Raw genomic sequence first — 15,744 nt, 5'->3', positions numbered from 1 at the left:
GCGGCGGCGCGGCAGGCGGCGGTGCGACCGCAGGCACGGGCGGCGGCGGAGGCGCGACGGCCGCGACGGGCACAGGCGGAGGCGCGACGGCCGCGACGGGCGCAGGCGGAGGCGCAGGCGGCGCAGGCGGGGCCGAAGGTGCAGGCGGCATCAGCGGGAACACCTGCGCCCGCGTCTTCTCCTCGTCGTCATCGACCATCAGCCGATCGAAGGCGCCGCCCAGGAAGTCGTCGATCTCGCGCTCGCCCGCGCCCTCGGCAGGGGCGGTTGCCTCCTCCTCCTCCTGGACCTCCTCGACGTCGGCCTCCTCGATGACCTCGGCGTCGTCGATGACGATCGCGTCCGGCTCGATGTTCGCGTCGATCGGCACGAGGGCGCGGATGTGGCCGAGCAGCTCGCCGATGGCGATCGGCTTGTGCACGTAGTCCTCGGCGCGCGTGCGGAGCTTCCGGTGCTGCTCGAACGTCTCGTCGGTCGACTCGCTCGACATGATGACGAGCGGCACGTCCTTGAGCTGCGGATCCTTCTTCAGCTTGTTGCACACCGAGAAGCCGTTCATGCGCGGCAGCTCGATGGAGAGGAGGATCAGGTCCGGTCTGTCGTTCGCGGCGAGCGAAAGCCCGGCGTTGCCGTCGTCGACGACATGCACGGTGCAGCCGAGACGCCCGAGCTCGGTACGGAGCTCTCCGGCAAACGCGTGATCGCTCTCGAATACGAGGACTTTGGTCATGTTTCGGGCCGTTTCGACAGGCTCGGGGCCTTTCGAGCCAAGATATCGATCTCGTTCGAGGACTGTCAAACTCCGCTCAGCGCTCAGAACCGCCCGACGAGCGAGACGGTCCCCGGGCCCACGACGATCCGCGCCGACGCCTCGTCCTTCGCCTTCTTCGGCGCGAGCGCCCAGATCCCGACCGCCGCGCCCGCCGCGAGCCCCGCGCCGATCCACGCCCCAAGCGCGAGGCCATCGAAGGTGCGCACACTGTCGATGCGATCCCCGCCACACTGCACCCGCTTCTGACACTCGATCGCGCCCGCCTCAGCATGCGCGCCCGCCAGAAGGTACGCCGCCACGCCACCGCCGAGGAACGCGACCGCCGCGCCCCCCGCGATCCACGTGCCGAGCGGGACGACACTCCCCGTCGAGGCCGAAGCGCCCGAGGTGGGAAGCCCCGGAAAGGTGATCTCGACCGTCAGCTTGGCCTCGTCCTCGGCCTCGACCTTCTTCGAAAACGGGTCGTATCCCGGCGCCTTCGCCTCGATCTGGTGCGCGCCGGGATCCACCGGCACGGGCGCGCGGAGGCTCGTCTCCGGGAGGGCCTCGCCGTCGATCGTCACGACGACGCCGGTGACGCCCGCAGGGACCTTCAGCCGGATCGTGGGGATACGCGGCTCGATCTCCTTGCGTTTTTTCTCGATGGCCTCGCGGCGCGCCTTGTCCTTTTGCGCCTCCGCGATCTCTTCCCCGTGCTTCCACGTGGCCACGGCCATGCGCAGCTTGCCCATCGTCGCCTGGCAATCGCCGAGCGCGAGCAGCGCCTCGCCCGTCTCGTGGATCGCGATCGCTTGCTCCAGCATCGGGATCGCGTCGTTGCAGCGCCCTGCCTTCGCCTCGACGACGGCGTCCCTCACCATCTCCTTGGCGAGCAGCACCTCGGGCTTGCTCGGCTCCTTCGCGCGCGCCGCGGGCGCGCCGAGCGCGAGCGCGGCGCCGAGCGGGATCCCCCACGGGACCTTCACGAGGCCGCCGTGCCTCCCGGCGCGAAATGGCCCGGCGCCTCGTCGCCGAAGCAGATGCCCATCTCGCGCGCGGTCGTCACCGTGTCGCCGTCGAGGTCGACCGTCTTCGTGCGCCCCGCGGTCTCGGCGAGCGGGATGAGCTCCACGCGATGGCAACGCAGCGCGACCATCCCGCTCTCGCAGCCCTGCACGAGGAACCGCACGGCCCCCGCGCCGAAGCGCAACGCGAGCAGCCGATCAAAGGTCGTGGGCCCGCCGCCGCGCTGCAGGTGACCGAGCACCATCGAGCGCGTCTCCTTGCCCGTGCGCGCGGCGATCTCCTTGGCCACGCGCTCGGCCACGCCGCCGAGCACGACCACGCGCCGGAACTCGTCGCCCGCGTCGCGCACGGTCAGGTCGCCGCCCTTCGGACACGCCCCCTCGGCCGCCACGATGATCGAGAAGCGCCGCCCGCGCGACTCGCGCTGGAGCACCTTCTGCACGATGGACTCGTAGGAGAACGGGATCTCCGGGATCAGGATCGCGTCCGCGCCGCCCGCGATCCCGGACCGCAGCGCGATCCAGCCCGTGTGCCGCCCCATCACCTCCACGACCATGACGCGCTCGTGCGCCTCCGTCGTCGAGTGCAGCCTGTCGATCGCCTCCGTCGCGATCGACACCGCCGTGTCGAAGCCGAACGTCAGCTCCGTGCCGTAGACGTCGTTGTCGATCGTCTTCGGCACGCCCACGACGAGCGGCAAGCCACGCTCGAGCAGCGCGTTCGCGATCCGCATCGAGCCGTCGCCGCCGACCGCGACGAGCGCGTCGAAGCCCTCGCGGCGGAAGCGCTCGACGAGCTCGCCCGAGCGATCCTTGGGGACGACCTTGTCGCCCTCCTGCGTCGGGTAGTGGAACGGATCGCCGCGGTTCGCCGTGCCGAGGATCGTCCCGCCGAGGTGCATGATCCCGCGCACGGCGTCGCGATCGAGCCGCACGAGGCCGCCGGGTTCGTCCTCGAGCAGCCCGCGGTAGCCATGTTTGATGCCCCAGACCTCGATGCCCCGCTCGATGGCGGCGAGCGTGACGGAGCGGAGCACGGCGTTCAGCCCGGGCGCGTCGCCGCCCCCGGTGTTGATGGCGATCTTCCGAATGGTGCGCGGCATCCCGACGGGAGGATCGCGGTCATCGGCCCGTTTGGCAAGGGGTCGACGCGAGCGTCGCCGCCCTCGCCTCACGCAAGCCGGACCAGGTGAGCCCTAGCCCCGCCGCGATGACCAGCGCCGAGCCCGCGAGCCCGATCGGATCCTCGCGCTCCCCGAGCACCCCCATCGCCGCGACGTGCGTCAGGACGACGCCGAGGTAACTCCACACCCCCACGCGAGCCGCACGATCGAGCGCGTACGCGCGCGTCATCGCGATCTGCGCGAACGCCCCGCTCGCGCCCGTGCCGAGCAGGAAGAGCGCGCCTTCGAGGTCCGGCACGCGCAGCGTCGGCAGCGCCACGACCGAAAGCGTCACGCCCGCCACGAGCGAGAAGTGCGTGACGATCGCCTCGGGGCTCTCGCGCGGCGTACCCGACCGACCCGTGCCCAGGCGGCGCAGCCAGATCATGGCGAGCGCGCTCGCGACCGCGCCGAGCAACGAGACCAGCGAGAGCCGGCCGGAGAGCCGGAAGCTCGGGCCGGCGACGAGCGCCACACCGGCGAACGCGACCGTCGTTGCAACCCAAACGATCCGGCCGCTCCGCTCGCCGAGCAACCACGGCGCCAGGATCGCGATGAAGATCGGCGACGTCGCGCCGAGCGTCACGGCATCGCCGAGCGCGATCGCCGGCGCGCCGAGCGTGTAGAACGTGCAGATCATCGCGACCGTCCCGCAGATCGATCGGGCCCACGCCGTCCGCCGATCGTGGATCACGAGCGGGGCGCCGCGCATCCGCGCGACCGCGATGGCGACCGCGGCCCCGAGCACCGCGCGCGCCGCGGCGACCTCCGACCACGGGAGCCGCTGCGCGCCGAGGCGCGTGCAGACGCCCATGATCGTGAACAGGACCTGCGCGATGACCATCCACGCGAGCGCCTCCCGCGGGCCACGCGTGGCCTCCGGGGCGCTCCTGTCTCGGCCCCCCGGCTCGATGCGGTTCACGCGCGCCCCGTACCACGCGACGACCTTCCATGCCCGCACCTCGCGCCGAACCGTAGGTCGTCCCTGTGCGCGCTGGCCCTCCGTGATATGAATCGTCACGTTTGGGACGAACCTTACCTACGCAGGAGATCTGCATGACCCCGAAAGCCCGCAGCGCTTCGATCGACGCCGGCTCCGTGCCCGCGCTCTCGCCCCTCGCCGCGTTCGCCCTCGCGCACGCCGACGGCACCCGGACCGTCGCGGACCTCGCCGACCTCGCGGCCGCCACTGGAGCCGAAGGGGGGACGCGCGACGCGATCTTCCGCGCGCTCGACGAGCTCGCCGATCTCGGCCTGCTCGAAGCGCGCGTGACGCCGCCTGCCGGTGGTCCTCGGGTGTGCCGCGGCGCGACGGTCGAGAGCGCGCCGGCCCTCGGCGTCTCCCCGGGCATGCCGCTCTCGGCCTCCGACGACGACACCGCGCGGAAGAACGCGGAGGAGCGGGAGAAGCGGCAGGGCGAGCAGAGCGACAAGAAGGTCGGCAAGGACAAGGGCGACAAGGACAAGAGCGCCCGCGGCGGCGAGCAGAGCGACAAACGCAGCGGCGAGCAGAGCGACAAGCGCGCCTGAGGCGTGCGCCGCCGCTACCGCCCTCCCCCTCGCTCCGCTTTTCGCACGAGCCAATCGATCATCGCGCCCCCCACGTCGTGCCCACCGACGAGCCGGGCCCGCGCGAAGTAACAAGGAAAGTTCACTTCCAGCACGTAATGGCGTCCGCTCGGATGTTCGAGCACGTCCACGCCGCCGAGCTCGACGTCGAGCGCCGCCGTCGCGGCCACGGCGCTCGCCAGGATCTCGGGCGCGGGCGGCGCCTGGTAATCGGCCGGATCGTCGGTCGCGTGGGTCCGGAAATCGTCCTCGTCCGTTCGATTGCGCCAGAAGCCTACGACGCGGTCGCCCACGACGATGCAGCGGTGGTGCGTCGCGTCCGGGATGTAGGCCGAGAGCACGGGCATCCGGCCCGACGCGCGCGCGTGATCCATCGTGGAGAACAGCCCCGCCAGGCTGTCGATACGCAAGACCCCGACGCCCCCCGACCCGCCGGCGAACTTCATCACGATCGGCAGGCCGCCGAGATCGTCCACGTACCGCCGCAAAATCCCCCGGTTCGTCGTGTTCCCCCATATCCATCGCGGCACCGAAATCCCGCGCCGCTCGAGGACCGCGCAATCGGGGCCGATCTCCCGAAAGACGCCGTCCGGCTCCCGATGAAACGTCACGACGCCCGGCCCGCAAAGCGCCTGCTCGACGCGCACGGCCGCCGTCGAGACGGCCGGCCGGAAGAGCAAGGTCCCCGGCGGGAGCGGCGCGGCCGCCGTGAAATCGAAATCCGCCGCCTGCACCTCCTCGTAGACGACCCCGCGCGCCGCGCAGGCCTCGCGAAGCACGCGGATCGTCGCCTCGGGCACGCCATCGTTCACGCAGACGAACCGCCGCGAAGCAGCCTCCTCCCGCGCCGGCGCCTCGTCGGCCACGACGCCCGCGCGGGCCGCCTCGACGGGGGCATACACGAAATACGTGATCGTCGCCTTTTCGCCCTCGCGGAGCGTGTTCGACTGGTGGAGCGCGGCGCGGTCGACGCTCCCATCGGCCCGGTGGTTGAACCAGAGGGCGAGCCGCCCTTTTTGCGCGGCGACAGCCCTCGGATGCGGCTCGGCGCGCGGGAAAAACGTCTCGCCCCCGGCCGCCGCGTCCGTGAGATACACGATCGCGGTCGCCACGAGGCGCGCGCCGCCGATCGTGTATTCGTCGAGGTGCGGCGGATGCGCGTCGCCCCGCGCGTACCGGCGAAACCGGAACGTCGGCTCCTCGAGCGTGCAGGAAAACCCGAGCACCGCCTCGATCCGCGCCGCGATCGCCGCGAGGACGGGGTCGGCCTCGACCGGCAGCTCGCTCGACACGCCCGTCTCGTTCGCCTGCCACGGGAGCCCCCGGCGGGTGAGCGCATCGCGATCGCCGTACGAAGCGAGCACGTGGCGCACCTCCTCGTCGGAGGCGAAGCCCTCCTGCACGTAGAGGCGCGGCGCCTCGGAGAGGCGCCGCATCGGGGACGGGGCGGGGTGCATGGGCCCGACAGCACCGCGCAGCGCGGGCGCTGTCAAGCCCGGTCGAGGCTCACCGAACGGGGAGCGCGGCGAACCGCGTGACCTTGCCGCGGCGGATCTTGGCGACCGCCACGGTGCCGGGCTTCAGCTTGCCGAGCGTGGCTTCGAGCGCCTTGGCGTCACGCACGGGCGTGCCGTTCACCTCGAGCAGCACGTCGCCCGGCGACAGCTCGCTCTCGCCGTCCGTCACCCGATCGACGCGCACGCCGCCGCCCCCGAGATCCGAGAACTGGAAGCCGAACTTGTTCGCCGACGTGGCCGGCGCCTTCGGCCCGCGCGTGGGCTTCGCGTCGTCGTCGCCGGCGTCCACGTCGCCCAGTTGATCGAGCTTCGCCGTCACCTCGACCGGCTTGCCTCCGCGCAGGAGCGAGACCTTGATCGTCGTGCCCGGCGCGTGCCGCGCCACCTTGCGGGGCAGATCCTCGGCGTGGTGGATCGGCGTGCCGTTCACCGCGACGACGATGTCGCCTGGCTTGATGCCCGCGCGCGCCGCCGCGCCGCCCGGCTCGAGATCCGAGACGAGCGCGCCCTTCGGCGTATCCATGCCAAACGCCTTCCCGAGGTCGGCCGTGAGCGGCTGGAAGAGCAGGCCGAGCTTGCCGCGCTCGACGTGCCCCTTCTCGCGGAGCTGCGGCAGGATGTCCTTCAGCGCGTCGACCGGCGTCGCGAAGCCGATGCCGTTCGCGCCGGCGCGGATGGCAGTATTGATGCCGATCACCTCGCCCTTCCAGTTGAACAGCGGGCCGCCGCTGTTGCCCGGGTTGATGCTCGCGTCGGTCTGGATGAAATCGTCGTACGGGCCGGCGCCGATCGAGCGGGCCTTGGCGCTCACGATCCCGAGCGTCACCGTGTGCCCGAGCCCGAAGGGATTGCCGACCGCGAGCACGTGCTCGCCGACGCGCAGCGCCTCGCTCGATCCGAGCGCCGCCGTCGGGAGGCCACTCGCGCCGCGCAGCTTGAGCAGCGCGAGATCGAGCTTGGGATCCCGCCCAACGATGTCAGCCGCGAACTCGCGCTCGTCCGCGAGGCGCACCTTCACCTCGTCCGCGCCCTCGATCACGTGCGCATTCGTCACGATGAACCCTTCCGGGTCGATGATGAACCCGGTGCCGAGCGCGGTGCGCGCGAGCGAGCGCCCCGGGCTCCGCGGCGAACGCTCCCCACCCCCGCCGCCCCCTTGGGGCCCGAAGAAGAAGTCGAAAGGATCAATTCCGCCGAAGCCCGGGCCCCCGGAGGCGGCGGCGACCTTCTGCGTCGTCGTGATGTTGACGACCACGGGGGTCGTTCGCTGGGCGAGGTCGGCGACGTCGAACGTCGCGGGCACGGGCGCAGGCGCGGCGGGCGCGGGCGCAGCCGTGAACCCCGCGGCGGCCTCGGCCGATACCTGCTGCGCGATCTCTTGGGTAGAGGGCGGCGGCGGCGTCGCATGGGCCTCGTGCCCGCAACCGGCGGAGCCGAGCATTCCCGTGGCGAGCAAAAGGGCGAGCGCCGAGCGCGATACGAATGAAGACGCACGCTGGGACGAACGGACGGACATCATGAATTCTCCCCTCGAACCTCCGGGCGAGCGAACCAGCCGAGGCTCCACTTCATTCCGAGCCTAACGGATGTATCGCGATACCCCGTCGCGCAACCCCTCGCGATGCGGTTTGGACGATCGCGCCTCTCCCGGATCCGCTGTCCCCTGCCGGAGCGCTCTGGTAGGGTGCGTCGCCGGAAGGGACACGATGAACGATCTGCGCAAACGCATGGAAGGGCGGCGAATCGGATTTGTGGGCGGCGGGAGCATGGCGTCCGCGCTCATCCGAGGGCTCCTGCATTCGGCCACGGTCACGGCCGCCCAGATCCGGGCGAGCGATCTGAAGGAGCAGCGGCTCGCCGAGCTGCGGCAGACCTACGGAATCGAGACCACGGACGACAACGAGGGCCTCGTCCGCTGGGCCGACGTCGTCGTCATCGCCGTGAAGCCGCAGATCGTCGACCGCATCCTCGGCGCCGTCGCCGCCGGCCTGAACGAGGGCGACGTCGTCATCTCCGTCGCCGCCGGCGTGCCGATCGAGGCCATCGAGGCGCGCCTCCCCGACCGCGCGCGCGTCATTCGCTCGATGCCGAACACCGCAGCGATCGCGCTCGCGGGCGCCACGGCGATCGCGCCCGGCTCACACGCCACGAAAGACGACCTCGAGGTCGCCCGCGCGCTCTTCGAGGCCGTCGGCCGCTGCGTGGTGCTCGACGAAACGCTGATCGACGCCGTCACGGGCCTCTCGGGCAGCGGCCCGGCCTACGTGATGCTGATGATCGAGGCCCTCGCGGACGGCGGCGTGAAGGTCGGCCTCGGCCGCGACACCGCGCTCCTGCTCGCCGCGCAGACCGTCTACGGCGCCGCCAAGCTCCAGCTCGAAACAGGCGAACACCCGGGCAGGCTCAAGGACATGGTCACGAGCCCCGGCGGCACGGCCATCGCCGGCCTGCACACGCTCGAAGCCGGCGGCCTGCGCCGCACGCTCATCGACGCCGTCGAAGCCGCCACGAACCGCGCCATCGAGCTCGGCGAGCAGATGGCCAAAAAGCTCCGCCGCTAACCCATTCCGTCCCCCCCACCGATCGAGCGGACCAGCCCTTCGGCCGCGCTCTTGCTCGTCCGCACGGCATGTCCCCGCCGTGCTCGTCCAAATCTCCAGGCCTTGACGGTCCCCGCCAGGGGAGCTGTCATACCGGGATCATGCATTCTCGCCTTTCGCTCGCCTTATCCCTGCTTTCGCTGGCCTTCTCCCTCAGCGCGTGCGGCGGCACGGAAGATCAGGACGGCGGCGCCCCGACGAAGCCATCGTTCACGTATCCGCTCGACGACGTCCTGCGCCTCCACCACGTGCAAACAAAGGCCACGCACAACAGCTTCCACGTGGCGAACCCCGATCTCTCGGGGCCCGAGTACGCCGTGGACCACGCGCCACTCGACGTGCAGCTCGCCGAGCAAGGCGTCCGCAGCGTCGAGCTCGACCTCCGTTACGACGAGGCGCTCGGCGATTACAAGGTCGCCCACGTGCCCTTCCTCGACGAAGGGAGCACCTGCGCGACGTTCCGAGAATGCCTCGGCGTCATGAAGCGCTGGTCCGACGCCCATCCCGCCCACCTGCCCTTCACGATCCTGCTCGACCTCAAGGACCTCGCGCCCAGCGCCGACACCATCGAGGCCTCTTTCGGCACCCTGCACGAGGTCATCCTCGGCGTGTGGCCCCAAAAGCGCATCGTGACGCCCGACGAGGTGCAAGGCGATCACGCGACGCTCGGCGAAGCCGTAAAAACCGAGGGCTGGCCGACGCTCGGCAAGCTACGCGGCCGCGTGATCTTCACGATGTACAACCTGACCGACGGATTCGGCATCGCCTACGCCCGCGGAGGGACGAGCCTCGCAGGCCGGCTCGCCTTCACCCGCACCGTGCCCACGGATCCCCACGCCGCGTGGACCCTCTACGACGATCCCATCGTGACGAAGGTGCTCATCGACGAAGCCGCAGCCGCAAACATGCTCATCCGCACACGCGCCGAAATCGATCTCGACGCAGCCCTCGCCGGCAACACATCCCTGCGAGACGCCGCCCTCGCCAGCGCCGCACATTTCATCACGACCGATTACCCCGCCCCCATCGACAGCTCCACCTACCACGTAGACATCAAAGGCGGCACCCCCGCACGCTGCAATCCGGTGACGGCGCCCGCAGAATGCACGTCGGAGGCGATCGAAGATCCCGCATTCATGAAGCCCTGAGGGTGGGTATCCTCAGGGAGCGCGGAGCTGGGGCGTTGCCCCAGGCCCCACCCGGGGCTGTCCGCCCCGGGACCCGGACCAGCGAGGCGCTGGACCCAGGGTCGATGAACTGCGCAATGCGCAGTTCATCGAACGGACAGGGTCAAGACCGGCGGCGATGTTGCCCGTCGAGGCCGCAGCGTGGGTGGTTCCACCGCTGAGGGTGCCCGTTGCCGGCCTCTACCCGTGCGGCGATCCGCAGCCGTTGCGTCTCGGCATGCTCGACAGGCGACGTCGGTTCTCGTCCTCGTCTGTTCGACGCCGCGACAAGCCGCCTCGCCGCCCATGGAACATCGAGGGCGAGCCGACCAAGGTTCGTCGGTGCGAGAGGGTCCGTGCCCTGCCGCCGAACACGTGGTGATGCGTGTTCCCAGGGGAAGGTCGAGTGCGAAGACACGGGCCGGCGGCGGCAGAGGGTCCTTGTCGAGCTGCCAAACACGCACCTTCCGCCGTCGAGGGCGCCTGTCACGGGGGAAGACCGGCCGAAGCCCAGGCCAACGTCAGGAGGGGGGCAGCGCCCCACGGTCGGTCGCCCGCCGCGGGCACCTGTTGCGCCGCCGAACACGCGCCGTCGACCCCCAAGGGCACGTGTTCGCCGCGCCGCGCAGCGGTTCACCGATAAAGGAACGTCACGCTCCGATACCGCTCGAGCGTCTCCGGGAGGCCCGGACCAATCTCCAGGGCAATCTCCGCGCTCTTCTGGAAGTCGATCCTGTCTGTCAGGACGTGGAACCGGCACGCGCTCGTGCGCGCAGAGGGTGGCGTGACCACGGTGCCCCACCATTGCGCGAACGGCGAGGCGTGGGGGCCGGCCTCGAAGTAGAAGGCGCCGTTCAGGTAATCCTCGGTGCCCGTCCCGACGACGGCCGTCACGCCATCGAGCACGGCGCGCTCGTCGCCTTCCAGGAAGTTGAGCGGCTCGTCGAAGAGGCTGCCGTCGCCGATCCCGCGGCCCTCCAGCATCAGGCACGTCCCGGCCCAGCGCCCGCGGCCCGTGACGCTCGCGAGCGGATGCTCGAGCCCCGGCGCAGGCGCCACGGTCTCGTTGCGGACGACGTGGAGGCGGCCAAAAGCCTCGCTCGGGACAGCCTTTTCGCCGCGGATCGAGAGGGAGAGCTCGACCGGCGCCGCCGCCGCGCTCGTCGCCGAGAAGACCGCCGCCTTCTGGAACGGCATCGGGAGCCGCAACGCCAGGCGGACCGTGCCCCCATCCTTCGACCCCGAGAGCACGAGGCTCGCATTTTCCGGCGGATCCAGCGTCGCCGCGAAGAGATCCGAGAAGGGCAACGAGAGGGCCGGCGCCGCGTCGTCGTCCCAGCGGACGGACAACGTGACGTCGCGGAGCGCCGCGAGCTGCGCTTCGGTGACCTCGACGGACACCACGTGAATGGTGGAAGGACCTGAAATCTCGGCCAGCGAGGTCGTTTGCCCCGGCTCGATCGTCACAGCCCCCGGCGCCACGAGCGGCTCGCCCGGGATCGCCCCCTCCGCCGTGGACGAGAGCACCACGATCGCCTGATCCCGCGCAGCGAGGCGCGCCGAGGCCGCTTTGCGCGGCGCGGCCTCCGGGGAGAGGACCACGCCTGCCTGGTGATAATAATATTCCAGCGGTCCCAGCCCATCCAGGGCAATCACAATTTTCTTGGCGAAGACCACGGGGTAATACCACGCGAGGTGGTTGCCCGGCCCGTCCCCGAACGGCGGCGCGAACATCTCCCCGGCCGTGCCATCGATCACCGCGGCGAGCGGCTCCTCCACGACGGGGTTCGCCTCGTCGTCGACCCAGATCCGCAGCACCTCGTCGTTCGCGACGAGCCCGTTCCGGAGCGAGCTCGCCGTGAGCCAGAGCCGCGCGAGGTGCCCCGATCCCGAGAACCGCGAGAGCACGACGCCCCGCACGTACGGCTCGGGGCACTCGGCCTCGTCGTAGATCGGCGGGATGAGCTGGTTCTCGCTGATGGAGGCCTCGCGGCTGCGGCACACGAAATGGTTCATGTCGCGGTTTCCGCGCTCCACGAAATCGGCCGGCGCGGGCGCGCCGCTCAGGCGATCCTGGCTCCCCGTCTGGACGTATCGATCCTCGCCCAGGACGGGCAATGCCCCGAAATCCGCGAGCGCTTCGAGCGCGGCCTCGTCCGCGAGCTCTTCGCGCGTGCCCGGCGGCGGGGCCGGCACCAAGGGGCGCGGATCGTCGCTGCAACCGGCGACGGAAGCGACGACAAGAACGAAAAGGAGGGTGCGTGCGCGGTGGATCGTGCGGCCCATCGTCCGTGCAATGTGTTCCGATGCCACGCCGGAGGCGAGCCTATTTTTCGTGCGCGACACAGGTAAAAAGTCGGAACCCGCACTTCTCCGGGCGGCAGGGATGGGGCATCCTTCGAGCGCGCAATGGAATGGACCATCTCCGACACGATCCGCGTGGAAGACCTCCCGGCGGACGCCCTCGGCGCCACGACCGTGGGCGCAGCGCCGCCGCGGAGCCGGCCCGGGGACGCCGAGCCCCCGGTGCTGCCGCGCCTATCGCTCTCGACCGGGGCGATCGAGGGCAAGCCGCCCGTGCTCTCCTCGCCGGGCGTCGACCTCACCCTCGTGCGGCAGCTCGGGCAAGGCGGCATGGGGGCCGTCTACCTCGCCCATCAGCGCTCGCTCGATCGCCATGTCGCCGTAAAAATCCCGCACGACGACGCGCCCCGGAGCGCGGCCCTGGCGATCATCCGCGAGGGCCAGGTCGCCGGCGCGCTCGAACACCCGAACATCGTGCCGGTCCACGCGCTCGGGCTCGACGAGACCGGGCGGCCGATTCTGGTCATCAAGCGGATCGAGGGCGTCTCGTGGAGTGATCTGATCGCGGATCCGAGCCATGTGTTCTGGGAGCGCGCGAGCTTCGGCGCCGGAGCGCGCCTCGTCGCGCACCTCGACATCCTGATGCAGGTCTGCAATGCATTGCACTTCGCCCATACCCGCGGGATCGTCCACCGGGACATGAAGCCCGACAACGTGATGGTCGGCGAATTCGGCGAGGTGTACCTGCTCGATTGGGGGGTGGCGCGGAGGATCGATACGACGCCGGGCCGGGAGGCCGAGCCGCTCGTCGGGACACCGGCCTACATGGCCCCGGAGATGGCCTGCGGCGAGCCCCACGAAATCGACGCGCGGACCGACGTCTACCTGCTCGGCGCGACGCTCCACGAGATCCTCACGGGCAGCCCGCCCCACGCGCGGCCGAGCCTCTACGACGCGCTCCTCTCGGCGAGCGCGGCGGCGCCGCAAGACTACCCGCCCGAGGCCCCGGACGAGCTCGTCGCGCTCTGCAATGCCGCCATGTCGCGCGACCGGGACGAGCGCCCTCCGAGCGCCGCGGCCTTCCGCGAGCACGTGGCCGACTTTTTACGTCATCGCTCCTCGCTCGGCATCGCGAACGCGGCGCGCGAGCGCCTCGCGGCGCTGGAGGAGGCCATCCACAAGGGCGGGCCCGAGCTCGTGGCCAGCGCGGAGATCCTGGGCGGGCTCAGCGAATGCCGCTTCGGCTTCTTGCAGGCCCTGCGCGAATGGCCCGAGAGCACGCTCGCCAGGGAGGGCCTCACGCGGAGCCTCGCGCTCCTCGTCGAGCGCGAAATCGTCCTGGAGAACCCCGCGAATGCCCGCGCCCTGCTCGAGCGAATGGAAGGGGAGCACGCCGCGCTCGAAGCGCGGGTCGCCGCGCTGGAGGTGAAACTCGAAGAGCGCCGGCGGCTCGAACGGAAGGCCGCGGAGATGGTCAAGGAGATGGATTCCAGCGTGGGCCGGGGCCCGCGGACGCTCTTCGTCAGCGCCGTGGTCGTGACCGGCGCGGTCGCGATGGGCGCCCTCTCGATCCGCGAGGCGAGCACGCGCCGCCCCTCGCCCTGGGCCGACGTCCTCGTCTTCGACGCCGTGATCCTCTCGCTTTTCCTCGCCGGCCTGTTTTTCGGTCGCAGGCGGCTGCTCACGAACCTCTTCAACCGCCGGCTGCTCTTCACGGTCACGGCCTCCTTCGCCCTGAATGCCTTGCACGACGTGCTCTCCTACGTTCGTGGCGAGCACGTCTGGACCTCGGGCGCGATGGGGCAGCTCATCATCGGCTCTTGCCTCGTGGTCACCGCGATCAACAGCACGCTCGTGCTCCTCTGGCCCGCGGCGATCCAGCTCGCGGGTGGCCTGCTCTCGCTCTACGTCCCCTGGGCGACGGGCGCGATCAGCACGATCGGCACCCTCGTCACGGCCGCGCTCGTCCTCGGGGCCTCGAAGCCGAGCGGCGCGGCGGAGACGGCTGGCGCGCGGCGCGACCCCGTGTAGAGTGCGCGCGCGTCTGATCTCATGAAGCTCCTCGCCATCAGCGATTTGCACGTCGGATTTCCCGACAATCGAGCCGCCGTCGCGTCCCTCGGCGCGCGGCCCGACGATTGGCTCATCCTCGGCGGAGATCTCGGCGAGACGTTCGAGCACGTACGCTTCGTGCTGGATACGCTCGCGCCGCGGTTCCGCAAGCTCGTGTGGGTGCCGGGCAACCACGAGCTCTACGTCGATCCCCACGCGCCGCCGCGCGAGCCACGCGGCGCGGCGCGGTATACGCGGTACGTCGAGCTCTGCCGCGAGCGGGGCGTGCTCACGCCGGAGGATCCGTATCCCGTGTGGGAAGGCGAAGGCGGGCCGCACCTCCTCGTGCCCATGTTCCTGCTCTACGATTACACGTTCCGCCCGGATCACGTGCCCGTGAGCGAGGCCGTCGACTGGGCCGCGGAGCAGGGCATCGCCGCGGCGGACGAGGTCTTGCTCGATCCCGCGCCGTTTTCGAGCCGCCCCGCGTGGTGCCACGCGCGCGTGGCCGAGACCGAGGCGCGCCTCCGCACAGCACCCGCGATGCCGAAGGTGCTCATCAACCATTTCCCGTTGCGCCAGGATCTCGTGTTTTTGCCGCGCGTGCCGCGCTTCTCGCCTTGGTGCGGCACGCGCAAGACCACGGATTGGCACGTCCGCTTCGACGCGCGTGTCGTCGTGCAGGGGCATTTGCACGTCCGGAGGACGGTGCACGTCGACGGCGTCCGCTTCGAGGAGGTCTCGTTCGGATACCCGCGCGAGCGCCGGAGCGACCGCTTGATCGACACCTACGTGAAGCAGATCCTCCCGACGCCGGAGCCCACGCTTTGAGCCTCCTTTCCTTGCCGCCGGGCGCCGCGCACCTCTGGTACGTCGATCCCGACGCGGTCGACGACTGGTACCTGCGCGCGGCGTACCATTCTGTCATGTCCCCCGAGGAGGCCCGGCAGCAGGCGCGTTTTCGGTTTCTGGAGGGCCGGCACGAATACCTCGTCACGCGCGCGCTCGTCCGCGCCGTGCTCAGCGCATATTCGCCCGTCCCCCCGCGCGACTGGGTCTTCGTGCGCAACGGCCACGGCCGCCCGGAGGTCGCGGGGCCGAAGGGCGCGCCGCGGCTCCGCTTCAACCTCTCGAACACGCGTGGCCTCGTCGCTTGCCTCGTCGCGCAGGGCCGCGAGGTCGGCCTCGACGTCGAGGACACCCACCGGCGCGGCGAGACCGTGAGCATCGCCGACCGCTTCTTCTCCCCGTTCGAGTCCGCCTCGTTACGCCGGCTGCCCGCGCATCGCCAGCGGGATCGATTCTTCGATTACTGGACGCTCAAGGAAGCCTACATCAAGGCGCGCGGCATGGGCCTCGCCATCCCGCTCGACCATTTTTCGTATCACCTCGACGAGGACGGCCCCATTCGAATCAGCTTCGAGCCCGAGCTCCGGGACGACCCGTCGCGCTGGCAGTTCTCGCTGACCTCGCTCGGCGGACGGCACCGCGTGGCGACCGCGATCGAGCGCAGGCCGGGCGAGGGAACAATCGCCGTCGAGATGTTTCGGTGTCTTCCGTTCGAGGACGTGCCGCCGAAGGCCTGACGTTCGGCCCA

General features: G+C 70.7%; 13 protein-coding genes. 6 read left to right on the top strand and 7 right to left on the bottom strand.

The features are described from left to right. The 4 genes from QHF89_RS33990 to QHF89_RS33975 form a co-directional block, all read right to left on the bottom strand. Positions 1-730, bottom strand: a 730-nt coding sequence (locus QHF89_RS33990; RefSeq protein ID WP_284721264.1) for a response regulator transcription factor, incomplete at its 3' end; no start/stop codon positions are given. Between the two features lie 83 nt (positions 731-813). Then, positions 814-1,737, bottom strand: a complete 924-nt coding sequence (locus QHF89_RS33985) for a PEGA domain-containing protein (protein ID WP_136971721.1) — start codon at positions 1,735-1,737, stop codon at positions 814-816. Next, positions 1,734-2,879 (bottom strand): 6-phosphofructokinase, encoded by a 1,146-nt coding sequence (locus QHF89_RS33980; protein ID WP_136971722.1) that lies wholly within the window; start codon positions 2,877-2,879, stop codon positions 1,734-1,736. The genes QHF89_RS33985 and QHF89_RS33980 overlap by 4 nt, the downstream gene beginning before the upstream one ends. A 19-nt stretch (positions 2,880-2,898) precedes the next feature. Beyond that, a complete protein-coding gene (locus QHF89_RS33975) occupies positions 2,899-3,960 on the bottom strand; it encodes a DMT family transporter (protein ID WP_284721263.1) in 1,062 nt (353 codons plus the stop codon). Between the two features lie 35 nt (positions 3,961-3,995). Here QHF89_RS33975 and QHF89_RS33970 point away from each other — a divergent pair, with 35 nt between their 5' ends. Continuing rightward, positions 3,996-4,469, top strand: coding sequence for a hypothetical protein (locus tag QHF89_RS33970; protein ID WP_136971723.1), 474 nt, complete (start codon positions 3,996-3,998; stop codon positions 4,467-4,469). 14 nt (positions 4,470-4,483) lie between these two features. Here QHF89_RS33970 and QHF89_RS33965 read toward each other — a convergent pair whose 3' ends face one another. Both QHF89_RS33965 and QHF89_RS33960 read right to left on the bottom strand, forming a co-directional pair. After that, on the bottom strand, positions 4,484-5,965 hold the full coding sequence (locus QHF89_RS33965) for a 2OG-Fe(II) oxygenase (RefSeq protein ID WP_136971724.1): 1,482 nt from the start codon (positions 5,963-5,965) through the stop codon (positions 4,484-4,486). A gap of 49 nt (positions 5,966-6,014) precedes the next feature. Next, positions 6,015-7,544 carry a Do family serine endopeptidase gene (locus QHF89_RS33960; protein ID WP_284721262.1) on the bottom strand — a complete coding sequence of 510 codons (1,530 nt, stop codon included), beginning with the start codon at positions 7,542-7,544 and terminating at the stop codon, positions 6,015-6,017. Positions 7,545-7,731: 187 nt separating this feature from the next. Here QHF89_RS33960 and proC point away from each other — a divergent pair, with 187 nt between their 5' ends. Beyond that, positions 7,732-8,586 carry a pyrroline-5-carboxylate reductase gene (proC, locus tag QHF89_RS33955; RefSeq protein ID WP_232379778.1) on the top strand — a complete coding sequence of 285 codons (855 nt, stop codon included), beginning with the start codon at positions 7,732-7,734 and terminating at the stop codon, positions 8,584-8,586. Between the two features lie 140 nt (positions 8,587-8,726). Beyond that, a complete protein-coding gene (locus tag QHF89_RS33950) occupies positions 8,727-9,773 on the top strand; it encodes a Ca2+-dependent phosphoinositide-specific phospholipase C (protein WP_284721261.1) in 1,047 nt (348 codons plus the stop codon). Positions 9,774-10,424: 651 nt separating this feature from the next. Here QHF89_RS33950 and QHF89_RS33945 read toward each other — a convergent pair. Then, positions 10,425-12,104, bottom strand: coding sequence for a DUF2961 domain-containing protein (locus tag QHF89_RS33945; protein WP_136971726.1), 1,680 nt, complete (start codon positions 12,102-12,104; stop codon positions 10,425-10,427). A 96-nt stretch (positions 12,105-12,200) separates the two neighbouring features. On the opposite strand from QHF89_RS33945, the gene QHF89_RS33940 reads away from it, so the two are divergent. The 3 genes from QHF89_RS33940 to QHF89_RS33930 are packed head-to-tail and all read left to right on the top strand — an operon-like array spanning position 12,201 to position 15,733. After that, a complete protein-coding gene (locus QHF89_RS33940) occupies positions 12,201-14,126 on the top strand; it encodes a serine/threonine-protein kinase (protein ID WP_136971727.1) in 1,926 nt (641 codons plus the stop codon). 21 nt (positions 14,127-14,147) lie between these two features. Next, positions 14,148-14,978, top strand: a complete 831-nt coding sequence (locus QHF89_RS33935; protein ID WP_136971728.1) for a metallophosphoesterase family protein — start codon at positions 14,148-14,150, stop codon at positions 14,976-14,978. Further along, positions 14,975-15,733 (top strand): 4'-phosphopantetheinyl transferase family protein, encoded by a 759-nt coding sequence (locus QHF89_RS33930; RefSeq protein ID WP_136971729.1) that lies wholly within the window; start codon positions 14,975-14,977, stop codon positions 15,731-15,733. The genes QHF89_RS33935 and QHF89_RS33930 overlap by 4 nt, the downstream gene beginning before the upstream one ends. Positions 15,734-15,744 lie beyond the last annotated feature (11 nt).

The organism is Polyangium sorediatum (assembly GCF_029946465.1).
Taxonomy (GTDB): Bacteria; Myxococcota_A; Polyangia; order Polyangiales; family Polyangiaceae; genus Polyangium; species Polyangium fumosum.
The sequence above is the reverse complement of the archived record's forward strand: the minus strand, read 5'-3'. Positions and strand labels throughout refer to the sequence as shown.